Raw genomic sequence first — 21,060 nt, forward strand, 5'->3', positions numbered from 1 at the left:
ACTATCTATAACCTTTAATGCCCTATCTATAACCGCATTATTATGGTAATTTATGCGCACTTACCATCTTGCCGTCAAGGATTACCATAAAAAATGCCGAAACTCGTTAAACCGCTATCCATATCACAAGTCAAAAATGCCAAGCCTGCCGTTAAAATGTACAAGTTATCGGACGGCGGCGGCCTTGCCCTTTGGGTTTATCCTACGGGTGCGAAGTCGTGGAAAATATCGTTTAAAGACGATAGGGGAAAGCAGCAGACGATAGCACTTGGGCAGTATCCTGATTTCTCGCTGGCCGAAGCGCGGGAATGGCGGGAAGATATACGGCGCAAACGGGCGCACGGCGAACAGGTCATCAAACCAAAAATTGAAGAATCCCATTTGCTAAAAAACGTGTCTGAAATGTGGTATGAGCGATGGCATCAAGACATGGCTGAAAAATACCATAAACAGGTTTGGAGCATGTTTGAGCGTTGGGTTTTCCCGATGCTTGGCGATCGGGATATAAAAGACATCAAGACGGCGGATATTGTTTCGTGTCTCCGCGTGATGGAAGCGCGGGGCATTGCCGATACGCTGCGGAAAACCAAAAACAGCTTAGGGTTGGTATTTGGCTATGCCGTGGCAGCGGGCATTATTGAGTACAACCCTGTAACTCAAATCGGGAGCCGGGTATTTGCTAAAGCCAAAACGGCAAACATGGCCGCATTACCACCGTCCGAATTGCCGCGCCTGATTGATTTTTTGGAGCAGCGCGGGGAGTTTGCCAACCCAACGAACCGCCTGAAAATCAATGCGACTACACGTCTTGCAATCTACTGGCTGCTATTGAGCATGACCCGCGTGCAAGAGACGTGTCTTGCCGAGTGGTCGGAGATAGACGAGCAGGCAGGATTGTGGATTGTTCCGGCCGCGCGCAAAAAAGAGCGCAGGGAGCATGTAGTACCGCTTTCAGACGGCCTGAAATGGGTATTGCAACAGGCCAAAGAAATCAATATCAACGGTAAATATCTCTTTGAAAGCTATAATTTCCGCGGCCATCTGAATAAGGAAAGCCCGCGCATGGCAATGCAAAGGGCAAGGCTTGATACAACCGCCCACGGCCTGCGCAGCCTTGCCCGAACCTACCTGCGGGAAGAGTTAAAGATAGCGGATGATGTCGCCGAAAAGTTGCTCGCGCACTCATTAGGCACCAAGACGCAGACGGCCTATAACCGATCAGAGTTACTGGCCGAAAGAAGAGATGCGCTTACAAAGTGGAGCGCGGTTATTTTAGGGCTGGTAAAAAATAAATAAATTATTTTTCTTTTAAAATCAAATGTGTGTATAAATAAATAAAAATGTACTATATTTTATATTGACAATACACATTAATACATTTAATATACACACATGGCAAGACAACAAGGCCATAACAGATTAACCAACCAAGACGCCGAATGAGGCGCAGGAGATTAAAAAATGTACATTACCAACACCTTAAAAATTATTTCTAGCTCAACAAAAACAATTGAGAACAATGGCGAGTTTGGTGACAAACTGGAAAAATTAAACATCAGCCTAGAAGATAATGGCGGCTACCCTAGCGCTTTAGTTTTATGGGTAGAAACCAATGGCAATCCCATCTATGTCGGCTGGACAGAAATGAATGAAGAAACAGGATCAACTTATGATGTTGATACAAGCGATAGCGATTGGGATTTTGATAACTCTTGGTTCTCGGAAGAAGACTTAAATAATTGGGTCAAATCATTTAATTATTAATTCACAAAGCCGCCTTTGGGCGGCTTTTTAAAAAGGAAAAAAACATGCCAAGAAAAAATATCCATCTTTCCGATGGAACCGAGCAATATATTATCGAGCGCACCGTTGCAGATCAGCCTAATTGGTCAGGTACAATCAATTCGGCTTTTGAGCTTTTGGCGCATTTAGCTAAAGCCGAAAAGCCGGAATTGTCGGGCGAAGAGTGGGCGGAAATCCAAAATATATACGCAGGTAGTGAGTTAAGCAAAATTTGCTTGCCCATCAATATTGCCGCTGACCTGATGACGCACTACGGCGCAACAATTACCAGTCAACTACCCGAGCATTGCCAGCCGCTTGTCGAGAGGCTGGTTAAGATGAGCCAAGCCCAGCAGTTTGCCATCTTAGATGCCGTGCGGCTGTATTGGGCGGCACAGTAAAGGCCGTCTGAAATGGCAGCCAAAAACAAGCCCATCAGCAGACCTTGCCCTGTATGCGGGCGGGTGTATGAGTGGCGGCGGGCGAGCGGGCGGGTGTTTGAGCTTTGCGAACATTGCCGCCAACCCGATTGCGTGGTGTGCGGGAAAAAAATACCGATAGAGCGCGGCAGAAAAAACACCTGTTGCACTCAATGCGAGCAAGATAAGGTGCGCGGGATCCAAAATCGGTTTTATGCGAAAAGAATAACCGAAGACCCTGAATTAAATAAGCGTAACCACGCTGCCCGAAAAGAAAAGCGGCTAAGCGACCCCGAAAAAATGCGGGCGCACAAGCAAAAAGAGGCCGAACGGAGCAAACGCAGGCTGAGAGACCCCGAATACCGTCTGAAAAGAGCGGAATATCAGGCAAGCCGATATATCCAAAATCGCGATGAGATTAATCAGCAGCGGGCGGATTTTTGGGCGGCGTTGCCTGAAGAAGAGAAAGAAAAACGACGTATCCTCGCCCGTGAGCGCGGGCGGGTTTGGCGGCAGGCAGAAAGAGAGCGTTTGCAGAAAAACCCTGAAGAATGGGAAAAATACCAAGCCTATCAACATGCAGCCCGCCAAAAATATAAACAAAACCAAGAACTTGCTAAACTAATGAAGCAAACGCAGGAGTTATTAAATGTGGCCGAGCAAAACAAACCAAAACGAGATGGCGATTAATGTATCAGAGCTATCGACAGCGGAACTTAAAGAGCGGCTCGCGGCGGCGGTCAGCATTACCGCCGAATACCTAACCTATATCGCTGCCGTATGGCAGGAGCTGGAAAAACGCGGCGAAGATATGAGCAGCCTTAGACACGGGCTGATGGCCTATATACCGATGATTGCCAACAAAAGGCTGGATGCCCGCGTTGTGGTTAATTATGCCGGCCAAAAAACCTTGATTGCATCGTTGGCATCGCTGCCGATTGAGCGGCAGCAGCAATTGATTGAGAAAGGCAGTATCGACATTGTAGAGTTGTCGGACGACAAGCAGCAACTTGTCCGCAGCGTTGAGTTAAGCCAACTGACTGCCGCGCAAGTGTATCAGGCAATTGGCGACGGCTATATCAAAAAACCTGATGAGCAATATCAAATGCTGCTGGTTAGGGATAGCCATAAAGCCAAAGCCAAACCAAAACGCACCTACCGCATGACATCTAACGTTAAGATAGAGGGTGGCAATTTGGTTGTAGCCGGTAAACACGGTATATCCATAGACCACATTATTGAGTTGCTTAAGGGTAGCGGTAAGATTTAATCAAAACAGACCGTCTGAAATTTCAGACGGCCTTTCATCACTTCGGCCACGCCTTAACTAATGCCTTGTGCCGCGCTGCGCAGTCCTTGTATTGGCCGTGCAATTCCAATATATAGGGCAGTATATCCGCGCCCGTGCCGCCTGAAAGACGCGGCATTTTCGGGCAGGGCTGCGCTATATCAGCGGGCGGCGGGTTGGTATTCATCGGCGGAATCGTTGATGACTTGCACGCCGTCATCATCAAAACAGCGGTTAACATACACAGGCTGCTTGATAATTTCTTTGACTTTGACATATCTTACCCTTTCTTTTTCCACTTGTTCGGCGCGGGTGTCTTGATACTCCGCGCTGGATTCATGCGCCTTTTCAGCGTTTTTCTTCACACTTTCGGCAATATCAAGGCTGATTTTAGCCGTTGCATCGTTATAGCCCCGCTGATACGCGGATTGGTTGCCGTCGAACCAAAACCACGCCAATAAAGCCACGACAATCAAAACGGCGATCGTCTGCCAGTATTTTTTTATCGTAGGCAATGCGCCAATCAGCCATGGCCACGCGGCTGTAAAAAAAGTCATCGGTTAGCCTCCATGCACTTGTTATAGCGGTCAAGCTGGCGCTTCCACACGCCGATACAGTTGTTTTTGCGTATGCTGCAATCCCGCCCGCCTGCAAACTTGTATTTCAGCAACGAACGGCAGGCGGCCTTATAATCGCCGCGTTTCAGATTCCGCAACATTGATGATTTGGCAAAGGTGTGCGTGCCGTATTGGTATGCGAAGTCCAAATACAGATCATATTCTGTTTGGCTCAACATCACGTCCGGCATCAATTTTTGGAACCGCCGCTCATCTTTGCTGACATGATGTTTGGCATGCTCGATTGCCTGCTTTTTCGTGATGGCGGGGTCAGTCATCTTAACCTTGCTTCCATCAGGGTAAACCGTGCTGCCGATACCGATAGTAGGCACACCCACGGAATCACGGTAGGGCTTGCTGCGGAATCCTTCATGCTGAATCAACCCGACAAAAAAGGCAGCCGAAGCAGTCATGCCTACAACCCACATCTTTTTATTTTGCATTCTTACCTCCTTTCAGATGCTCGATTTGAGATAACAGAACCTGTTTCTCAAGGTCTGCCTTTTCCTGTTCCCGTCGGTCTTTTCGCCAACCAAAGTAGGCGTTGACCAAAAAGCCAAACACCGCCACCGCCATACCAACAACCGTTACCCACGGAATATCAGCCAAAAATCCGGCAAAGGTTGTGAGTGCGCCGGTTACGCTGATTCCGCTGCCCGTTTGACCACCTACCGTATGTCCTGCAACTTGTTTAATCACGTTTCACTCCATAAAAAAATCCCCGCAGCAATGCGGGGAGTTGAAATTCAATTGATTGATTTTATATACGCCCGATACCACACACCTTTTAGGTCGGTAGCATAATTGCATGCTAAATCAAAGCCGGTTTCAGTAATGTTCTGCACATACACAATCCGTGTTGACTTTGATACGACGTCAGCGGTTATTTGCACAAATGGCCGCTCTGAAAAAGGTTTAGGCCACGGAACCGTAATAAATTTACCGTTCGCTATCGGTGAATCACCGTTAAAACGCTGCAAGTCTTCGCGGCCGTAATAGCCTTCTTGCAAAAGGGCGTAGGCTTCATTTCCTGCCGGTTTTTTAAGCGATTGCAGCCATTCTTGTTCGCTGCCTTGAAAACCGTTTTTCACGGCAATATCGTAGGCGGAAAGGCCGTTTTCTCCTTTTTCCCCCGGGCGGCCGTCTGTTCCTGCTTGGCCGGGTAAGCCCTGTTCGCCTTTTGGAATAACGAAATTCAAAACGGCGGCTGATTGATTGCCTGAATTGGTTACACTTGCTTCTTGGCCGACAGAAACCGTGCCGATTTCAACTGTTGCCGCCCTGCCGTCCAAGCCACGCTCTCCGGGCATTCCGTCTGCGCCCTTTTCGCCTGCAGGAATAGAAGCGATTGTTTGGCGCAATTCTTGTATTTCTAAGCGTAGAGCGTTGGCGTCCGCATTTGCTCCGCCATTTCGCACAATCACGGCTTGTCCTGAAACTTCTACTTCTATGCGCTCTTCCCGAACGGATCCGCCTTGCCCGATTGATTCTTTAACGGGCGTTACGGACGGTTCAATTATCACGCGGCCGCGTAAAAGGGTTTTTACGATACTGCCGTTTATTTGGCGGATGTCGTAACTGCCGTTGCGCCATGAAACATCATGCGTCAACAGGGAAGGGAAGTGTATAACCGCCACCTCCCCGTTTAGCGTTATCTTCGGGCTGATAAATTCCGATCCGTTGTCGGGCTTTATCTGCATAACGATATTTGAACCTGAAAGATTTAGGGGCAAGCCGTCTGAAAAAAGCGATACCTTGAAAATATGGGTATCTCCCTGATACAGGTTAAGGTTTTTGACTGCTATGCCCATCATGCACTCCGTTGTGTTTTTGATTGACAATTGTGGCAAGTCCATTCGGATCGAAACGCCACGCTTCGTTTATATTCAATGCGGCGCCGCACCATTCCGAACAAAACCAGCGTTTCTTTTCGTGAGAAATACCCAAATACAGGCCGATTGCGCCCATATAATCGTATTTTCGCCCTTTAGTTTGATTGAACAGCCTTGTGGCGCACATGGCGACATGGCTCGGAACGGGGATTAAATCCCATTTTTCAGACGGCAAGGGTATAACTTTCATTCTTACTCCACCATCTCGGATGGATGAAGAAAAACAGCGGTATTCCCCGCTGTTTTCCGTTTCTATGGCGATTTCGCAATGGCTGTATTTTCCCCTTGTTATTTTACGCACAAAGCCGTCTCTCAAGCGTATCAGGAAAGGATTAATGCCGCGACCGTCTTTTTTGCCCTTATACAGAGCTAAATACACCTTGCGATTACTCATCTGCCACCTCGGTCGTTGTAGTTTGTGATGGCGGCGTGGTGCAAAAATCGCATTGCACGGCGGCAACATCTTCTGGGGTTTTAGCTGCGTAGATTTTGTCTTCCGCGGCTTGGCGCAAACCGGCTATATGGGCGGTCAACATCTCAAACTTAACCGCCTTTTCATAAGCTTTTTGCTTAAGCACTTCCGCTGGAATACCGCGAGCGTCCGCAATCGCATCCAGCGTAGGCGTGGCGGCGGCGTTGTCGGCGTACCATGCCTTTGCCTCTAGGGCTTGGATTGTCCACGTTGCGACCTCAAACTCGGGCACTCTGTTTAGCCCTGCCGCTTGGTCGATACAGGCTTGGGCGGCTTGGTTGATTTCAGCCAGCTTGGCGGCTTGAGCCTGCGCCAACTGTTCGGCTTTAGCCTCTTTGCTTACCACCCATTTTTTGCCGCCCCATGTATGCCACGGCGACGGCGGCGCATCCAACGTGAGGCCGTCTGAAAGCTCGCCCACCGTATCGATGGTTACGGCTTGGCCGTCGGCGGTTTGATAAGCGGTTTTGCCCCGGTAGTCAGGTATGTACTCCCACACCTCTCCAGTCCAGCGGGCGGCTTGTCCTTTGCGGGCTTCGGGCGGGTCGGCTTCGATGCAGCCGCCGGGGATGAGGTAGCTGCCGTCGCGGGCGTAAACGTCTAACTCGGCTTCTGTTTGGCCGAGATACAGGCCGTCTGAATCTAGCTGGCAGACGGGTTTTGTCCATTGGATGTCTTGGGTCATTTCTGTTTCCTTGTTTGGGATTTATGTTTGGGCGGCGGGCAAGGATGCCCGCCCTACGGTTTCAGACGGCCTTAAACTTTGATGCAGGCGAGTAAGGCGATATTGCGCGGGCGGGTTTCGCTGCCACCGGTACTTGATACCAAATGCCTCACGCTGCTTTGCGTCGCCGAGGTAAAGTCTTCCACATGCGTGTAGGGTTGGCCGTCCGCCACACCGTATACAGCCAAGTGCCAAGAAGACGGGCTGCCCGGCTCGCCTGCCGGCATCATGTGGTTGTGCGCTTTGATTTCATCTGCCTGCCTGCTACCCAACGCACGGCCACGGTCGAGATTGCGGCCGTCGTCGAAACCGCGCACAAATTCGCCGCGCAAATCGGGCAGATTGAACGTGCTGCGTCCGTCGCCCGCGCCGTAAGTTGTGCCGATGGCGGCAAACAGGGCGCGGTAGGCGGTGCGGGATACGGCCGCGCCGTTGGCTTTCAGCCAGCCGTATGGCGGTGCGCTGCCGGCAAAAAAGGCGATTTCGCCCGCAGGCGTGGCACGGTCTATTTTGTCGTTCAGCGTTTTAACGGCTTTGGCCGTGGCCAGTTTGGTTGTATCGTCGAGATTTATCTCGTCGCTCTTGTTAGGCTGAATGGCGGCAATCGCGGCCTGCATTTCGGCGGGGCTGACGTTGGTTTTTTGCCATGCCGTCCATCCGCCGCTGTTTTGGTTGCGGGCGTAAATATCGGTGGCATCAAACACGGAATAAATCTGCTGCACGCCGTAGGCGGAGGGCATTACCAGCAGCGACCCCGCTTTTACCACGGGATAGTTGCGGGCGGTTTGGGCGTTTGAATTGCTGTTTTGGCCGTATAAGCCCGGCACGGTAAGGGTGTTCAAATCTTGATTGGTCAGTAAACCTGCGGGAGCAAGGGTGTAGTCGCCGTCGATGGCAGGCAGTGAAAAGCTGCGGACATTGCCGCTCTCGAAAGTGCCGTTGTTGTGGCGGCGGACAATAAATTTATGGCCTGTATTGATGCCCGAGCTTTCAATAATCAAGCCTTCGTTACCCGATGCGCTCCACAATCGATACCCGGTATAGTTGCGGTTGCCCACGGTAAACGTGCTACCGCTGATTTCCTGACTGCCTTCTTTACCCAGCTTTTCGTCTTGCAGTTTCTTGCCCATTGCCGCCGACAACGTACTTTCGGCATCGTCCGTAGTCAGGTTATTGACAACTGGGCTCGCGAATTTTAACCACTTGCCTGTGTAGCTTGCCGTGTTGAAATTGGTCTTGTTGTTGTTTACCAAGCTTAAAAATAATGCGTCCAATTTGTCTGATATCAGCACCGATCCCTTTGGATAGCCGCCAATCTTATTGGCAAATGCAGTATCAAATTGATACATGTTACCTTTATTCAAATGGACGATATGTTGGCTTATTTCATGCAGAATGCCGTTCATGTCCTTACCACTTGGCGGCTTACCGCCTGCGGCAACTGGGGTCATTGTGATTTGTGGGAAGCCGTCGGCATAGGTAATGGCATTCTCAGCTACTCCCGATGCCCTTGTTTCGGGGATATCGTTCTTCAGGCCGTCATTGCAAAACGCCTCTGGCATTAATTTTGGATTGGGCATGGGTTAATTCTCCAAATAAAAAACACCCTGTCCGAAGGGTGCTAGGTTGGCTTCAGTAAAGCCGAAATAATCGCTCGGCTGCGGTTCGTAAAAATCAAGCAATACACCGGACGGGCGGGGCAGAATATCTGATTGCCGGATAATGGATCGTTCGATGGGATTTAAGTAAAACTCAAACACATATCGCGCGGCCATCGTGCCGCTTTTCACAAAATACGCCCGCCCGCGATTCTCAAACAGCTTAGTAAGCAGCTTGTTGATATGGTATGCCGTGGCGTAGATGATGTTACCAGCAGCCTTAATCATGATGATGTTTCGGTATGCTTCGTCATCAAGGCGGTAGATGTTAGAGCCGTTTGCGCCGATACTCCACACACCATCATTAAACGGCGTAAAGCCCTCGGCAAAGCCTATATTCACATCTTCAGCCGTTACCTTCACACGCCTGTTTATGCCGACAATCGCACCCCAAACATCAAGGCCGTAGCCTTTGGCGGTAGCTATATTCCACACATCATCGTAAAACGCTTTAATGTCGTGGCGCGGGTCTATGCTCTTGTTCATATCCTTTATAATTTCAAGCATAATCGGGCTGTGGGCATACTGGCTGATTACAGTATCTTTTACGTTAATCATACCGTTACCACCTGAATATTCTCCGGCGATAGCACGGGGATTTTGTCGATATTCGCCACAACATGGCTTGCATAATTACTGTTGGACAATCCGACTTCCACAGACACCAAATTAACGCCACTCATTCCTGACAGCGGGGCTACAAAGTCCACCGCATAGATGGTTGCTCCGATTTTGTTTTTCCCGCGTCTTCGGAAAGCGTCAATCAGTGCATCTTTCATGATTTTTTCGTAACCAAGATCGCCGCCGGATTGAACTTTCACGCGAAAATAGATAGGTGCGTTACTGGGGCGCGTAAACGAAATACTGTAAGATGGCTTAGGGTGTGCATAGCTTTCGTCAAGCACGGTTACTGTGGTGTTCCCGGTAAAGTCGCAACCGCTTCCCGCGAACTTCCATATTTTTCGTGCAATCTCGTCATCATTTCCACCGACAACAGCAACATACAGGCTGTGCGGTTTTAAACTTACCCCGCCAATAGTATCGGCGGTGTGCTTAGGGTTGTCCACGACATACACATCAGACACGCCATCAAGGGCAAACACGTTCGCGTAAACAGATGCGGGCGTGCCGTGCGCATTGATGGCAACGCTGTTCTTTCTGCGCTCACGAAAGTCTTCGCGGCTCTCGGTTTTCCGACCCGCCACCGCATCTTGCTTATTGGTTACACGATCAAGCCCCGAAATGTATTGCTCTATCTGCGTAACCGTTCCCGCTCTTGCCTCTGTTCCTGATTGCGACGTCAGCACGGCGGTAACCGTTCCCGATTCTTCAATCACGGCCTGATTCTGCAAAGTCCAGCGGTTGCCCGCTTCGTCTTTGGCAATAAAGCCTTTCGGAATAACCGTTCCGACAAGCCCGGTAAATTCACATTCAACAACAGAATCCGTTTCAGGCTTACGCTCAAGAAAATAGATTTTCGCCACTGCGTCCTGCATTACACCAGCAGCAAAATCAGGGTGTACTTGATTGATAATCTGCGCTATGGCGTTGTTTTTGTCGTTAATGATGGCAGCGAGCGAACTTGCTAACTGACCCTGTGGCGTTTCCAAATTCAAGTTTAGATTGCCGCCGAAGGCTTCGTTAAAGTCCGCTAATACACCATCAAGGATTTCTGTTTCAGACGGTATCTTTACACCTGTATCATCAATCACAATATTTGGTACGTTTGTTTTCATAAGCCCACCGTGTAGCTCTGATTGTCTTTATCCCAAAAAACAACCGCGCCTGATATTGCGCGGTTATTCTCAACATTTACCGTTACTTCGGCCTTAACGACATCGGGAACGCTTAAGGCCGCCTGCTCCATTCGATACTTATACAGGGCGTATGAATGAGGCTTGCCCAGTATCTCGTCAAAGTAGGGGATACCTTTACCCGTGTCGTAATACAGTTCTCCGTCAAACAGCCTGATTGCGCTTGCTACGTCTTGAGCCTTGCTGTACGGGTCTTTGGCATAAGCGATATTCCCACCGCTATCAAGCGTCAAATCCCATGTTTCAGGGTCTAAATACAAAGTGTGCATATCAACCTTTCTAATCAACAGCCAAACCGCCGTTGGTATGGGATTTAAGCGACTTCCCGCCGCCGATAACATCAATGCCGGCTTCCACTTTCTCTGACACATTAGCATTCCCGCGAACCGCTACATTACCCGAAAATGAAGCAGCACCACCGCCTGTTTGGGAAAAGCTGCCGTTCTGTGTGGTGTTGGCCTTAATCGTCATCTGTGCGCCGTCTATCTTCACATCAGGCGACTTGATTAAGGTTTTCGGGGCTTCCAGTTGGATTTCTTTAGGGGAAAACATCTTGATGCCGCCATCTGAAAACATAATGTATTGTTCGGGCGTACCATTCAAAAAACCGCCGAAATACAGGCCGTCTGAAAAATCAAACTTACGCTTACTGTGCGGAGCGGCTGGTTTTTTAAACGCTTTAACGTTGCTTATATCTCGACTGCAAAACCCGCACATGCCGATGTCGCCGGGCTGCGGGTCAATAATTACCGCATTGCTACCACCTTGAAGCCGCATATACGGTACGTTGTAAATTACGCCGTGCGGAATCACGCCGCCCGATGCGTCTACTTGAGACACCAACGGCTGAACATCAACCATGCCGACAGGTGCAAGTCCACCCCCTTTAACCTTTACCACACGCACCAGCGTTACCGTCTGAATCCGCGTCAAGATGCTTTCTACAATAAAGGCCACTTCGCCCGTGCCGCCGCGCTGGCCTGCTTCTTCATATCCTGCTTTATTTTGAGACATGTTTCACATCGCTTTCTGCGCTGGCCGCCTTGATAAACACTTCCCATTTGCCGTTCGGTGTCAATGATTCAAGCGTAATCGCCATGCCGAAAATGCGCCATCTTCCATTGCACTGGGTTATTAAGCTATTCTCGATTTCAACCAATCCGCCGAAACGTAAAGACGAATCGTATAAACATGAAAAATTCACGCCGATTAAATCGGGAACCGGATAACCGATCAACCCTGTTGAGGGACTGATAACCGGAACATCAATCATGCGCGGAGCATCTTTCGGCGCAATGGCAATGGTGTCGTTGTCAATGTATAAATCACAACCGGCATTCTTCGCCAAAGCCTGTACCTTTTTTAAGGCAGTATCAGGCAGGTATTGATTTTGCAACTTCACATTCACGCCATTGTTTTCAAACATCATACCCATGTCTTTAGCCAACATTTCTATGGCTTGGGCAACGTCTATTTCTCCCTCGAAACTTCGGGGCGGGGTCGGCGCAAGGTTGTGGTAGATGGCCGTATTGCTTTCAATAATCAGAGACGCATTGGGAGCGGTGGTAAAGTCCGTACGGGCAAATGTGATATTACCCTTATAAACTACCGCCATTTTGTCGGCATCTCCTGCTTCAATCTGTATCAGATTTTGCAAGGATTCCGTGGTATTCCATTTCACGCGAAGCAAAGACAACATGTTTTCCAGCCTTAATCCGTAAATACGGATTTGAGCGGAAGGCATTACTGACCCGTTTCCGTAATTAATACGGCATTCCGTCCGTAAGCCGTCAAACACCAGCGTATTGTTACCCTTTTGGTCAAAAACTTTATCTTGACTGCCAAGCAGTACCGTCGCCTTAATCTTCTTCTCTTTCAGACTCGGCAAATTCATGGCTCAATCCACCGCAAAACAAAACGGCGGCCTAAGCCGCCGTAAACAGGATTTTCATTCCCCTGCAAATCTTCAAAATAAAGCTCTCCGATAAACGGTCTAAAAGATTCCTTGATAATCGGCTCATGATTCAAACATACGCGGCCGCTTACCACATTTTTACCGTTTACCCGTACATCTGCGTATAAGTTACCGAGACGCATTGTCAGGGCAATATCTACCGTTTGATTACCAAGTCTTACAGTCAGCGTTTGCGACGGTTCGTTAAGGATAGGGATAGTGTACATTTTCATGATGACAGCCCCTTGAGTGCGCCTTTAATCCCGCCATCACGGTACCCGCGCTCGATACGGGATAGCACCGATTCTTTCGGTTGTGCGGTCGGCGCTTCTTTGGCCTGAACCTTCCCGCCGTCAACCTGTTTTCCCGCTTCAGACTTGGTTTTTTTGTATTCCACCTGAACCAAACGAACTTCTTGGAAGTGGACGTTTACTTTAATCATACGCGCCCCATTTCCTGATTCGCGGATATAGTCATACCCCGTGATGACACAGTTCGGATAAACGGCCTCCGGCGTGATAATCATGTGCAAATCAGTAGAGTTGGCGAATGTGTCTAATAAGGATAAAAACGCGCCGCGCTGCATCACGCCGCCGCTGGCCTTAGTCATCATTACAGATGCCTTGTAAGGGTCTGCCACCTTGTTATAACTGGCAAATGCACCATTCTCTACCGGCACGCTTGATACGTTTGATTTATTCTCAAACCGAACCGATGCAACATTATCGGCCAAAAGCAACGGTATGCCGCGTTGATTGAATATGCCCCACTTTTCGCCGAATATGCGGTTAATCAGTTGCGCTCCGGCAAAGCTGATTAAGGCATTGCCGATGTTTTTCGGTATTTTCGGCACATTCGGAATGCCTATACTGTTCCATTGCATGATTTACCTTTCAGTCGGCAATAAAAACCCGCCATAAGGCGGGCTTCTTCTCATTTTAATCTCTCTGCTGTTCTAGGATCATTCTTGTATTTTCAGATGCCTTATATGTATTCTGCTGTATTTTGAATATCACAACAGTAAATTCAGCCCATAGACGGATAATAAGGTTTCCGAAAATCAAAGCAGCCAATCCCGCCAAAACAGCAATTCCGCTGCCGCCCATAGAACGGGTTGATGCACTTTCAGAGAAACCCATAATCAAAAACAACACGGCGCCGATGTTATTAAGAAACAACAACAGCCAATAAATCAATGTAATAATTTTCGTGGATAACACAGAATCCAAAAATAAAATACTTTTCATAAATTCCCTTTGTAAATTACAGAATAGTTAGGTTTTGCGATTATAAATACACAAACCTAACCATTCAACAAGAATTTATGACATTGCGTGGTTGTATTGATCTAACCTTTGCGCCAACGCATTACCGAAGTCCGAACCGGCACCGCTCATGTTGCTTGCGGTCGTCTGAATGGTTACGTTATTCACGGAAACTTGAGTATGCCTGTTTACCGTTTGACCTGCCGATTGTGCCGCCTGTTTCTGCGCTTCAATACGGCGCGTGTTAGTGGAAATGTTGGCCGCCGCCGCTCCGCCTATGGGCTGGCTGGCAAGCGAACTTGGCAATCTAATGGAAAATTTAGGTGCTCTACGTTCGCCCGTTGGTGTTCCGTGAACATGTATTGCTTTACCTGCGCCGTAAATCTGTCCTGTTCGTTTAGCCTGATCGTGTGCTTCTCTAACCCATTTCTTAGTTGATGCAGATGCTTCATGCAGATAATACGGATTGGCGTAATGGGTGTTGCCGTCAACGGTAGATGCTTTGCCGTTTGCCCGCGCTTGCAGATGCTCCATTACGGCTGCCCGCAATTTCGGCGTAACTCTGCTCCACGGCACGTTTTCAACTGCTCCGTAAGCTGTTTTTCTCGGTGCATTAATATCGCTGAATGCCCACCGCTGGTTAATTGCGCCGCGAATGCCGCCTTTGTGCATCGAACCTCTGTTTAACACCGTGTCAACGATACCGCCTACTTGGTCTGTAAATGCCTTGCCCTGCAAAGAACCTACCGCTTCTGTTGCAGTAACCCGCAAAATATCGTCTATATCACGCTGGGTCAGCTTCATGACACCGCCGGAAAGATTGATGCCTTTACCATACTGCTCTCTTGATGGCATCGAATTGCCAAGCGTTCCGACTTCATGGCCGGTGGCAATATCGGCAGTTCCGGTTACTCTATCCCATACAGCCCCGCCAATCTTCTTGGCCAACTCCCATCTGCGCTTTACTGCCACTTCCAACGCCGCGCCCGCTCCCGACAAGTCGCCATCTTTCAGTTTCGTGAAAATATCAACAATATCTTGTAAGTAGGGCATCAGGCCGTCTGAAATTTCAGACGCAAGGTTTTTGAAGCCGGTAATCAATGAATTGACCGACACGCCGTTAGCGTCGATAAACCCTTTCAATTTCAACCAATCCAGCAGGCTGTTTGCTGCGGTGCTCCAATCGGTATAGCCGGTTAAAAGGTAGGTAAACGCCTTACCAAGATTCTCTGTCGAAAGCTCCGAAGTGTTGATGTACTGCGTAAATTTACCCCAATCGAACAGGGATTTACCGCCTTCCGCCCACGTCTTGTAATCATCGTATAACAGGCCGAACGCCGCGCCTAATGCGGTTACAGCAGCAATGAGCGGGGTAAATGGGGCGATAAAGGCCAATACAGCGGCAGTACCAGCAATAAGCATCGGAATTAGGAAAAGGCTGATTGCCGTTGCGATACCAAGAAACACGCCTTTAGTTAGATGCTCGTTTTTCACAAGATAATCAACAAACGCGCTCACTTTCTCCGTCAGGTAGGTTACAACGGGAATCAGGGCATTGCCGATCATTAATTTCAGGCTTTCCCATTGGGCATTCAGCACGGCGCGGGCTTCTGTTAACTTACGAGAGTTTTCAATGTCTGCCTCATTGGATTTATACATATCCCGCTGAATAGCAAGCATTCTTTCCATCTCTTGCCGTCCGCGTATCAATGCGTTGGCCGTGCCGTCGTCCATACCCATTTGGCGGGCAAGGTTGTATGCCTGCTGTCTGTCCATGCCGCTCATGCGGTCGGCAAGGTCTAGCATCACATCATCAAGCGCACGGGCTTTGCCGCTGCTGTCCAGTAACGACACGCCAAGCGCATTGAAATAGGGCAATACCGAAGTATCCCCCATCATAACAAGGCTCATGATGTCGCCTGAAAGCGTCTGCATATAACCGGCCATGCCGCCCGCGCTGCCGCCTGCCATATCTGCCGCGCCTTTCCACGCGGATAGCTCTTTACGGCTCATATTCAGGTTTTTAGCGGTGTTATCCAGTTCTACGTTTGCCTTTGCTGCATCTGCCGCCAGCTTGGATAATCCGCTTGCGCCTAAAAGCATGCCTGTAAATGCCATAAATCCGCGCGCAACAACGGCAATATCCTTGCCAAGCTGCTGCAATTGTTCGCCAGCCTTTTTCTGCTCGGCTGCGTTCTTTTTGCGGGCTACGGCGTTTTCATTGGCCGCTTTCGTGGCGTTCTTTTCGGCATCTTCGGTTTTGGCTATGGCCTGTTCCAGCTTCTCTTGCTGCTTTTCCGCTTTGGACACCTCGCCTGAAAACTTAGACGCATCAATGCCAAGCTCAAGAAATAGGGTGTCAATTACTGTTGCCATAGTTCAAACCTTTAAAAGTGATACCGCCCGCGTTTAGCCTGTATCAATTCGGGGTAGTCGGCAGGGTTGAATGGTGTTTTTAAACCCCCCGTTTTCGGGGTATTTAAAAAACTGTGTTTAGCTGCGATTGCGCGTATGTAGTCCTGATTGCGACGCCATTCAGACGGCCTGTCTTTTTTGAGCCTGATGTTGGTTATAGCCGTCTATGCTTAATACTTCCCAAAGATTCAGTGCATCCTCAAGACTATAAACGCTTTGAAGCTCGTAAAGCGTGCATATCCGGCTGGAAACCAAACCGCCGATAATGGCCGACAAGTTGATGTATTCCATGTCGGCACCACCGGCAGTCACACCTAATTCAGGCCATTGCCTTGTTGCAAAAAATCAATGTGCAGATTGAATACCTCCTTTCGGAACATCCAAAGATTGGCAAAATCTTCCACATCATTCAGAGAAACCAAGTCCAACGGGCGGGGTCTGCCGCCCTGCGGGATAATCTGCACGCAATCAAGCAATTCATCAAGCAACGGCAAGGCTACGTCATGCGGGATTTTGCCCAACGCCGCAAACGCCACACGGGCCAAACCCATCATGCCTTGATTAGCCTCGGCCACATCAATACCCGCCCCTGCCAATGCCAACAAGACACGCATTGCCCAGTTGTCAATCTTGGCGGCCGGCATCTCGGTAATAATGAACTGTTTGCCCGCATCACGACCATTTTCAATGGTGATGGTTTTAGTTTTGAGTGCCATTATGCGATTTCCTCTTCTTCAACCTTGCCTAGGTTAAATACAAAGCTGCCGGCATCCATGCGCTTTTTAGCACCGAAGCCTGCCATTTGCACCATAAAACCGCTGGCAATACGACGGATTCCCAAAGATGGAATATCAACTTGGAACTCAAACGGGAATGTTTCCATGCCCTGCGTCATGCGCTCATACATACGGGCAAAATGCGCACGGGTAGGGGAGTTAGCCTCAAATGTAATGGTAAGCTGGTGTTCGTGCTGGATATAGGCACCTGATTGGATGCCATCCACACCCATTACGGTTTCGCCAATGGTTACATCTGAAAAATCAAATGCCGAATCTGTTTTATAGCCCTCGGCCTTTGAAAATTGATCGCTATAACCTTTTGCTTTCCACAGCAATACGCTATTGGCGGATGTTAGGGTTTTTTCTGCAATATTTACCATATCTTCATTCCAAAGGAAAAGGCCGTCTGAAATTCAGACGGCCTATATTGATTACAGGATATTGATTGATGCCATATTGACGGCATGTACACTACCACCGTCCGTGTACCATAACTTCATCGGCATGGATTCACGGTTGCCGCGTGTCTGCGCGCTAGCCTTGCCGACATGCAGATAATAGCCGCGCCCCTCGATTTGAGATGCAGCATCAACACCAGCCTCGTTGTTCACAATTGCGCGTTGCTGCTCCGACAAATCAACGCCTGCGCGGATAGAACCGAAGTTTACCGCTTCATTGATGGCATCTTGACAGGCTGCGCGCTGTAATGCACGGCCTACGGCGTTATACGGAACGGATTTGGCCGAAGTAAGCAACGTCATCAAAGCAAGCTGTAACTGGCTGTTCAGGCGGATTTGGTTGATGTAGGTGTCAATCCATTTCCATTTGCCGGGCAATTGGCCGGGATACAGAAACAGGAAGCGGTCATTTGCCGTTGCCCAAGCGCCGTAGTAGTTATAGCCGTTCTCTTTCAGGATTTGCGCTTCGGTTGCGTCATTCACTTCGACTTCCAACCCTGCTTGACCTTTAAACGCCATCGTGATGCGGCCTTCACGCTCGGAGAAGTCGATAGAAGCAACAGCACCACACAAGAATGCGGCTTTATCTAAGCCGCCATAAACCGCGCAAACGCCCGAATAATCAGCAGCTTTCAGCTTGGCACCGAAACAGGTTGTATTGCCTTGTTGAATAGCCGTAGCTTCTTTACCCCAGCCGACATACAAGAACCGTTCATTTTGCAGATTAGACCACTTAGCCAGCTCTAATTTCTCATCAATGCTCGGCTCATAAACAGTTGTGAATGTCGCAAAATTCAGTGTAGATGAAGTCAGGCCGTGCATCATTTCATCAACGCTTTCCTTTACCGTGCCGTTGGAAATGCGCGCGCCAGCCGCTTCACTCAAGCCCAAAACATCGGCGGTTGTGCCGGTAGCAAAGGACACTTTGGAATTTTTACCCGTAGTACCGGAAACAATCTTGAAAGACTGCAATTGTTCGTTAAATTGAACGGCAACACCGGACAAGGCCGTACCGATTTTGCTGGCCGCATCGGAAAAACTGGTTGCATTGGAAAGGTTAAGGCTGGCCGCTGTTTTTGCCTGACCATCAACGTGAACCGTCAGATTGCCGCTGATTTTCTTCAACTCTGCCAAGCTCATCGACTTAACACTTGCACCAAGCAGATAACCGTTTTCCGCCGTGGTATTTACAGCATAGAAATATAGACGGCCCGGCTTCTTGGTAGAGCCGTCAAAGCCCTTGAAGTACACCTGAGCGGCTTTATATTCGTCTGAGGTTATACCGAAATACTCGCCCACAGAATCAGCCGTGGCAAACAGCAGGGCTTGGCCGTTAGGGATATTCTCGTGCTTACTTAAAAATACGCCGTTCAAAGCCAAGGGCGAACCGCCCGAACTTAACACGGCAGGATTAACGCTCACAATCTGTGATGCTGGAATAGACTTAAACATACAATTCCTCAATCTATCTGTTGAATGGAAACATCCACGCTGTTCACATAATCCTGATCATGCGTGATTGTCGGGTTATAGGTCAGGTAAGCGGTTACGCTCCACCGTTCCTCATAGTTCTGCTCTTCGTTGGTTAAAGGGATATAGCGCAGGTTGTCGCTGTACAACGGCTGACACTTTTCCAAGTTTTCGCAGGCGTAGTAATCGCGCCAAAGGTTTTGGAACACCCGCGCCCGCTCTCCTGATTCTTGGCCGTAGAAATCAAGCTGCATAGCCATTTCTACGCTTCGGGCTGACGTTGCCTTACCGCCGCCTGAAAACTCGTTTATTTGGGCGTTCAGGTCGGTTTCCGTGATGATATTCATCAAAATAAACGGGGCGTTTGGCAAGGGAACATTGTTGCTGTAACCCTGCACGACTTCATTATCGGGAAACATGGATAACAGATACCGTCTTACATCGATATAGATGTCGGTATGGGTTGTGTTTAATGTTGCCGCCATACCACCACCTTGCACCAATCAGGCCACGATTCTGACACCTGTTTAATCAGCCACTCCGTAGGCTCTGTTTCGCCGTATGGCGCAAACACCAGCTTATCCGCGCCTTTTCCCTCGATACGTCGAAGAACGGCAAATTGGCCTGTTACATACACGGACAACATGCACCCGTTTTGCATCAAGCCGTCAAATTCCTGCCGCTCCGTGCTGCTCAAGCTCTGCGTCTGAATGGTTACGTTATGCTGCTCAAAATACGGCTCCCGCTTTCCTGCCTCATCGGTTCTGTAACCCATATTCAGCAGTAATTGCGCTTCCATATTCGGATTGACCGAACGGGTTATACCGTTTGCGATTGCTCTAAGGTTCATTCTTCCATCTCATAATCAATGCTGCGCCATAACGTGCCTGTGTCTATCAAGGGCTTATTAAAGCCTTTTTTCCGCTCCGTAGATGGCGCATTGGGCGGATCACGAAAGTTCTGTATGGTTTCCACAACCTGACCCTTTACGCCTTCGCCCATCATGGCAAGTGTCGCCTGAGTATCGCCATCAGTTTCCCGTAGGATAGCGGCGGCTTTATCTGACCATTCGTCCTTATGCTCGGCAATTGTCTGCCTGAAAAACGGTCTCGGCGGGATATGCGCCGTGCCATACTCGTTCCAGTAGGCCACTTGTGCCACACTCTGACCGTCTTCATACGTCGATTGCTGGATGATGCCGACCCGAACCTTACCGCTTGCTGCTTTCTCAACCGCCGTTCTAAGCGCATCCTTGAACTTATCGCCGCCGCGCATAACAACCACCGGGGATATAACGGAAACCGCGATATTTGGCGGTCATTTGCCAGTAGTTTGCGCCCCACGGCGTTTGCATAAACCATGCAGCATTACCACTTACTCCGCCCATGTCTGCGCTAACTGAAACGCTGCCCTCGGTTGCTGAAGAAATGCGCCCCACCAATCCGCCTTGAGACGCGCGTTCTTCCAATGCAGCAAAATGGCGCATCAATAAAAACAGCAGCATTTCACGCTCTTTCAAGTCTTTAACAATGCTGCAATCCGAATTATTGATAATGGTTTGCGCTTGTGAAAACCAAAACTCGATTTTCACATCAGGGGTAGTTTCAGGCAGTTCGGGATAAAGTTCACGAAAGCGGCAGATGTCTAAAACCACTACCGCCATGACGATTACTCCTCAGCTTTTTGCACACCGTTTGCAGGATCTGAAGGGTCGACAGCTTCCAAGCCGGTATTGTTGTCGGATTGCTCTTTGGATTGCGCTTTAACGTCAGCCGCTTTGTCATGCGCAAAGATAAAACCGTTTTTAACCATGTCGCGGTCGGCGTGTGCTTCCATCCATGCGTTGAAAAACTCAGCATCAACATCATGAGTGATGCCGTGGCCGCCAATTACATGAGAGCTGTTTGCGCCGTTAATTTCTACCGATTGGCTGCCCAATTCCAAAATCACGCCGTTTGGCAGTTTGCAGCCAACAATTACAGTTGCTGACTTGGTATCTTTTGCTTTAGCCATTGTCTTTTTCCTTAAAGAAAAAAGCCGTCATGTTTCAGAC

Annotated in this window: 30 protein-coding genes; 5 read left to right on the plus strand and 25 right to left on the minus strand. The window is 49.1% G+C overall.

The features are described 5' to 3' along the window. The first annotated feature begins 93 nt into the window (after positions 1 to 93). From LVJ85_RS05435 to LVJ85_RS05455, 5 genes are all read left to right on the plus strand, one after another. On the plus strand, positions 94 to 1,296 hold the full coding sequence (locus LVJ85_RS05435; protein ID WP_244742223.1) for an integrase arm-type DNA-binding domain-containing protein: 1,203 nt from the start codon (positions 94 to 96) through the stop codon (positions 1,294 to 1,296). 165 nt (positions 1,297 to 1,461) lie between these two features. Beyond that, entirely contained in the window at positions 1,462 to 1,764 is a 303-nt protein-coding gene (locus tag LVJ85_RS05440; protein ID WP_244742226.1) for a hypothetical protein, read from the plus strand. A 44-nt stretch (positions 1,765 to 1,808) separates the two neighbouring features. Continuing rightward, entirely contained in the window at positions 1,809 to 2,183 is a 375-nt protein-coding gene (locus LVJ85_RS05445; RefSeq protein ID WP_244742229.1) for a hypothetical protein, read from the plus strand. A 12-nt stretch (positions 2,184 to 2,195) separates the two neighbouring features. Continuing rightward, positions 2,196 to 2,891, plus strand: a complete 696-nt coding sequence (locus LVJ85_RS05450) for a hypothetical protein (protein ID WP_244742232.1) — start codon at positions 2,196 to 2,198, stop codon at positions 2,889 to 2,891. Next, on the plus strand, positions 2,851 to 3,471 hold the full coding sequence (locus LVJ85_RS05455; RefSeq protein WP_244742235.1) for a hypothetical protein: 621 nt from the start codon (positions 2,851 to 2,853) through the stop codon (positions 3,469 to 3,471). Before LVJ85_RS05450 ends, LVJ85_RS05455 begins: the two co-directional genes overlap by 41 nt. 179 nt (positions 3,472 to 3,650) lie before the next feature. Here LVJ85_RS05455 and LVJ85_RS05460 read toward each other — a convergent pair whose 3' ends face one another. From LVJ85_RS05460 to LVJ85_RS05580, 25 genes are all read right to left on the minus strand, one after another. Then, positions 3,651 to 4,046 carry a hypothetical protein gene (locus LVJ85_RS05460; protein ID WP_244742238.1) on the minus strand — a complete coding sequence of 132 codons (396 nt, stop codon included), beginning with the start codon at positions 4,044 to 4,046 and terminating at the stop codon, positions 3,651 to 3,653. Next, positions 4,043 to 4,549: a lysozyme gene (locus LVJ85_RS05465; protein WP_244742240.1), complete on the minus strand. Its 507-nt coding sequence runs from the start codon at positions 4,547 to 4,549 to the stop codon at positions 4,043 to 4,045. Before LVJ85_RS05465 ends, LVJ85_RS05460 begins: the two co-directional genes overlap by 4 nt. Beyond that, entirely contained in the window at positions 4,539 to 4,805 is a 267-nt protein-coding gene (locus LVJ85_RS05470; RefSeq protein ID WP_244742244.1) for a holin, read from the minus strand. Before LVJ85_RS05470 ends, LVJ85_RS05465 begins: the two co-directional genes overlap by 11 nt. 47 nt (positions 4,806 to 4,852) lie before the next feature. Continuing rightward, complete coding sequence (locus tag LVJ85_RS05475; protein ID WP_244742247.1) at positions 4,853 to 5,920, minus strand: hypothetical protein; 1,068 nt, start codon at positions 5,918 to 5,920, stop codon at positions 4,853 to 4,855. Then, positions 5,892 to 6,392, minus strand: coding sequence for a hypothetical protein (locus tag LVJ85_RS05480; RefSeq protein ID WP_244742250.1), 501 nt, complete (start codon positions 6,390 to 6,392; stop codon positions 5,892 to 5,894). The genes LVJ85_RS05475 and LVJ85_RS05480 overlap by 29 nt, the downstream gene beginning before the upstream one ends. Next, positions 6,385 to 7,155 (minus strand): tail fiber assembly protein, encoded by a 771-nt coding sequence (locus tag LVJ85_RS05485; protein ID WP_244742253.1) that lies wholly within the window; start codon positions 7,153 to 7,155, stop codon positions 6,385 to 6,387. Before LVJ85_RS05485 ends, LVJ85_RS05480 begins: the two co-directional genes overlap by 8 nt. Positions 7,156 to 7,226: 71 nt before the next feature. Further along, positions 7,227 to 8,774, minus strand: a complete 1,548-nt coding sequence (locus LVJ85_RS05490; RefSeq protein WP_244742256.1) for a tail fiber protein — start codon at positions 8,772 to 8,774, stop codon at positions 7,227 to 7,229. 3 nt (positions 8,775 to 8,777) lie between these two features. Beyond that, positions 8,778 to 9,410 carry a DUF2612 domain-containing protein gene (locus LVJ85_RS05495; RefSeq protein WP_244742260.1) on the minus strand — a complete coding sequence of 211 codons (633 nt, stop codon included), beginning with the start codon at positions 9,408 to 9,410 and terminating at the stop codon, positions 8,778 to 8,780. Next, positions 9,407 to 10,588: a baseplate J/gp47 family protein gene (locus LVJ85_RS05500; RefSeq protein ID WP_244742262.1), complete on the minus strand. Its 1,182-nt coding sequence runs from the start codon at positions 10,586 to 10,588 to the stop codon at positions 9,407 to 9,409. The genes LVJ85_RS05495 and LVJ85_RS05500 overlap by 4 nt, the downstream gene beginning before the upstream one ends. After that, the gene (locus LVJ85_RS05505) at positions 10,585 to 10,935 is read right to left on the minus strand and encodes a hypothetical protein (protein ID WP_244742265.1); all 351 of its coding nucleotides are present in this window, start codon (positions 10,933 to 10,935) and stop codon (positions 10,585 to 10,587) included. Before LVJ85_RS05505 ends, LVJ85_RS05500 begins: the two co-directional genes overlap by 4 nt. A gap of 10 nt (positions 10,936 to 10,945) precedes the next feature. Further along, positions 10,946 to 11,680: a Gp138 family membrane-puncturing spike protein gene (locus tag LVJ85_RS05510; RefSeq protein ID WP_244742267.1), complete on the minus strand. Its 735-nt coding sequence runs from the start codon at positions 11,678 to 11,680 to the stop codon at positions 10,946 to 10,948. After that, the gene (locus tag LVJ85_RS05515; protein ID WP_244742271.1) at positions 11,667 to 12,560 is read right to left on the minus strand and encodes a hypothetical protein; all 894 of its coding nucleotides are present in this window, start codon (positions 12,558 to 12,560) and stop codon (positions 11,667 to 11,669) included. The genes LVJ85_RS05510 and LVJ85_RS05515 overlap by 14 nt, the downstream gene beginning before the upstream one ends. Beyond that, positions 12,557 to 12,853, minus strand: a complete 297-nt coding sequence (locus LVJ85_RS05520; protein ID WP_244742273.1) for a hypothetical protein — start codon at positions 12,851 to 12,853, stop codon at positions 12,557 to 12,559. The genes LVJ85_RS05515 and LVJ85_RS05520 overlap by 4 nt, the downstream gene beginning before the upstream one ends. Further along, positions 12,850 to 13,503, minus strand: coding sequence for a phage baseplate protein (locus tag LVJ85_RS05525; RefSeq protein ID WP_244742275.1), 654 nt, complete (start codon positions 13,501 to 13,503; stop codon positions 12,850 to 12,852). Before LVJ85_RS05525 ends, LVJ85_RS05520 begins: the two co-directional genes overlap by 4 nt. A 55-nt stretch (positions 13,504 to 13,558) precedes the next feature. Beyond that, positions 13,559 to 13,867, minus strand: coding sequence for a DUF4282 domain-containing protein (locus tag LVJ85_RS05530; protein WP_244742278.1), 309 nt, complete (start codon positions 13,865 to 13,867; stop codon positions 13,559 to 13,561). A gap of 75 nt (positions 13,868 to 13,942) precedes the next feature. Further along, positions 13,943 to 16,261: a hypothetical protein gene (locus LVJ85_RS05535; RefSeq protein WP_244742281.1), complete on the minus strand. Its 2,319-nt coding sequence runs from the start codon at positions 16,259 to 16,261 to the stop codon at positions 13,943 to 13,945. A gap of 159 nt (positions 16,262 to 16,420) precedes the next feature. Beyond that, a complete protein-coding gene (locus LVJ85_RS05540) occupies positions 16,421 to 16,591 on the minus strand; it encodes a hypothetical protein (RefSeq protein WP_244742284.1) in 171 nt (56 codons plus the stop codon). 23 nt (positions 16,592 to 16,614) lie between these two features. After that, complete coding sequence (locus tag LVJ85_RS05545; protein WP_244742287.1) at positions 16,615 to 17,016, minus strand: hypothetical protein; 402 nt, start codon at positions 17,014 to 17,016, stop codon at positions 16,615 to 16,617. Next, positions 17,016 to 17,459, minus strand: coding sequence for a hypothetical protein (locus LVJ85_RS05550; protein ID WP_244742290.1), 444 nt, complete (start codon positions 17,457 to 17,459; stop codon positions 17,016 to 17,018). The genes LVJ85_RS05545 and LVJ85_RS05550 overlap by 1 nt, the downstream gene beginning before the upstream one ends. Positions 17,460 to 17,510: 51 nt before the next feature. Beyond that, positions 17,511 to 18,989, minus strand: coding sequence for a DUF3383 domain-containing protein (locus LVJ85_RS05555; protein ID WP_244742293.1), 1,479 nt, complete (start codon positions 18,987 to 18,989; stop codon positions 17,511 to 17,513). Positions 18,990 to 18,997: 8 nt separating this feature from the next. Next, entirely contained in the window at positions 18,998 to 19,492 is a 495-nt protein-coding gene (locus LVJ85_RS05560; protein ID WP_244742295.1) for a hypothetical protein, read from the minus strand. Then, on the minus strand, positions 19,477 to 19,857 hold the full coding sequence (locus LVJ85_RS05565; protein WP_244742297.1) for a hypothetical protein: 381 nt from the start codon (positions 19,855 to 19,857) through the stop codon (positions 19,477 to 19,479). Before LVJ85_RS05565 ends, LVJ85_RS05560 begins: the two co-directional genes overlap by 16 nt. Further along, positions 19,854 to 20,282 carry a hypothetical protein gene (locus tag LVJ85_RS05570; protein ID WP_244742300.1) on the minus strand — a complete coding sequence of 143 codons (429 nt, stop codon included), beginning with the start codon at positions 20,280 to 20,282 and terminating at the stop codon, positions 19,854 to 19,856. Before LVJ85_RS05570 ends, LVJ85_RS05565 begins: the two co-directional genes overlap by 4 nt. Beyond that, positions 20,266 to 20,670, minus strand: a complete 405-nt coding sequence (locus tag LVJ85_RS05575; RefSeq protein ID WP_244742304.1) for a DUF4054 domain-containing protein — start codon at positions 20,668 to 20,670, stop codon at positions 20,266 to 20,268. The genes LVJ85_RS05570 and LVJ85_RS05575 overlap by 17 nt, the downstream gene beginning before the upstream one ends. Before the next feature lie 5 nt (positions 20,671 to 20,675). Next, the gene (locus LVJ85_RS05580; protein ID WP_244742307.1) at positions 20,676 to 21,020 is read right to left on the minus strand and encodes a hypothetical protein; all 345 of its coding nucleotides are present in this window, start codon (positions 21,018 to 21,020) and stop codon (positions 20,676 to 20,678) included. Positions 21,021 to 21,060 lie beyond the last annotated feature (40 nt).

Source organism: Neisseria sp. Dent CA1/247, from assembly GCF_022870825.1.
Classification (GTDB): domain Bacteria; phylum Pseudomonadota; class Gammaproteobacteria; order Burkholderiales; family Neisseriaceae; genus Neisseria; species Neisseria zoodegmatis.

What these genes read in the sequence shown, in the direction of transcription:
- LVJ85_RS05435 (WP_244742223.1), top strand. Translation starts at nt 94, where the DNA reads ATGCCGAAACTCGTTAAACCGCTATCCATATCACAAGTCAAAAATGCC.
- LVJ85_RS05440 (WP_244742226.1), top strand. Translation starts at nt 1,462, where the DNA reads ATGTACATTACCAACACCTTAAAAATTATTTCTAGCTCAACAAAAACA.
- LVJ85_RS05445 (WP_244742229.1), top strand. Translation starts at nt 1,809, where the DNA reads ATGCCAAGAAAAAATATCCATCTTTCCGATGGAACCGAGCAATATATT.
- LVJ85_RS05450 (WP_244742232.1), top strand. Translation starts at nt 2,196, where the DNA reads ATGGCAGCCAAAAACAAGCCCATCAGCAGACCTTGCCCTGTATGCGGG.
- LVJ85_RS05455 (WP_244742235.1), top strand. Translation starts at nt 2,851, where the DNA reads ATGTGGCCGAGCAAAACAAACCAAAACGAGATGGCGATTAATGTATCA.
- LVJ85_RS05460 (WP_244742238.1), bottom strand. Translation starts at nt 4,046, where the DNA reads ATGACTTTTTTTACAGCCGCGTGGCCATGGCTGATTGGCGCATTGCCT.
- LVJ85_RS05465 (WP_244742240.1), bottom strand. Translation starts at nt 4,549, where the DNA reads ATGCAAAATAAAAAGATGTGGGTTGTAGGCATGACTGCTTCGGCTGCC.
- LVJ85_RS05475 (WP_244742247.1), bottom strand. Translation starts at nt 5,920, where the DNA reads ATGATGGGCATAGCAGTCAAAAACCTTAACCTGTATCAGGGAGATACC.
- LVJ85_RS05480 (WP_244742250.1), bottom strand. Translation starts at nt 6,392, where the DNA reads ATGAGTAATCGCAAGGTGTATTTAGCTCTGTATAAGGGCAAAAAAGAC.
- LVJ85_RS05485 (WP_244742253.1), bottom strand. Translation starts at nt 7,155, where the DNA reads ATGACCCAAGACATCCAATGGACAAAACCCGTCTGCCAGCTAGATTCA.
- LVJ85_RS05490 (WP_244742256.1), bottom strand. Translation starts at nt 8,774, where the DNA reads ATGCCCAATCCAAAATTAATGCCAGAGGCGTTTTGCAATGACGGCCTG.
- LVJ85_RS05495 (WP_244742260.1), bottom strand. Translation starts at nt 9,410, where the DNA reads ATGATTAACGTAAAAGATACTGTAATCAGCCAGTATGCCCACAGCCCG.
- LVJ85_RS05500 (WP_244742262.1), bottom strand. Translation starts at nt 10,588, where the DNA reads ATGAAAACAAACGTACCAAATATTGTGATTGATGATACAGGTGTAAAG.
- LVJ85_RS05505 (WP_244742265.1), bottom strand. Translation starts at nt 10,935, where the DNA reads ATGCACACTTTGTATTTAGACCCTGAAACATGGGATTTGACGCTTGAT.
- LVJ85_RS05510 (WP_244742267.1), bottom strand. Translation starts at nt 11,680, where the DNA reads ATGTCTCAAAATAAAGCAGGATATGAAGAAGCAGGCCAGCGCGGCGGC.
- LVJ85_RS05515 (WP_244742271.1), bottom strand. Translation starts at nt 12,560, where the DNA reads ATGAATTTGCCGAGTCTGAAAGAGAAGAAGATTAAGGCGACGGTACTG.
- LVJ85_RS05520 (WP_244742273.1), bottom strand. Translation starts at nt 12,853, where the DNA reads ATGAAAATGTACACTATCCCTATCCTTAACGAACCGTCGCAAACGCTG.
- LVJ85_RS05525 (WP_244742275.1), bottom strand. Translation starts at nt 13,503, where the DNA reads ATGCAATGGAACAGTATAGGCATTCCGAATGTGCCGAAAATACCGAAA.
- LVJ85_RS05530 (WP_244742278.1), bottom strand. Translation starts at nt 13,867, where the DNA reads ATGAAAAGTATTTTATTTTTGGATTCTGTGTTATCCACGAAAATTATT.
- LVJ85_RS05535 (WP_244742281.1), bottom strand. Translation starts at nt 16,261, where the DNA reads ATGGCAACAGTAATTGACACCCTATTTCTTGAGCTTGGCATTGATGCG.
- LVJ85_RS05540 (WP_244742284.1), bottom strand. Translation starts at nt 16,591, where the DNA reads ATGGAATACATCAACTTGTCGGCCATTATCGGCGGTTTGGTTTCCAGC.
- LVJ85_RS05545 (WP_244742287.1), bottom strand. Translation starts at nt 17,016, where the DNA reads ATGGCACTCAAAACTAAAACCATCACCATTGAAAATGGTCGTGATGCG.
- LVJ85_RS05550 (WP_244742290.1), bottom strand. Translation starts at nt 17,459, where the DNA reads ATGGTAAATATTGCAGAAAAAACCCTAACATCCGCCAATAGCGTATTG.
- LVJ85_RS05555 (WP_244742293.1), bottom strand. Translation starts at nt 18,989, where the DNA reads ATGTTTAAGTCTATTCCAGCATCACAGATTGTGAGCGTTAATCCTGCC.
- LVJ85_RS05560 (WP_244742295.1), bottom strand. Translation starts at nt 19,492, where the DNA reads ATGGCGGCAACATTAAACACAACCCATACCGACATCTATATCGATGTA.
- LVJ85_RS05565 (WP_244742297.1), bottom strand. Translation starts at nt 19,857, where the DNA reads ATGAACCTTAGAGCAATCGCAAACGGTATAACCCGTTCGGTCAATCCG.
- LVJ85_RS05570 (WP_244742300.1), bottom strand. Translation starts at nt 20,282, where the DNA reads ATGCGCGGCGGCGATAAGTTCAAGGATGCGCTTAGAACGGCGGTTGAG.
- LVJ85_RS05575 (WP_244742304.1), bottom strand. Translation starts at nt 20,670, where the DNA reads ATGGCGGTAGTGGTTTTAGACATCTGCCGCTTTCGTGAACTTTATCCC.
- LVJ85_RS05580 (WP_244742307.1), bottom strand. Translation starts at nt 21,020, where the DNA reads ATGGCTAAAGCAAAAGATACCAAGTCAGCAACTGTAATTGTTGGCTGC.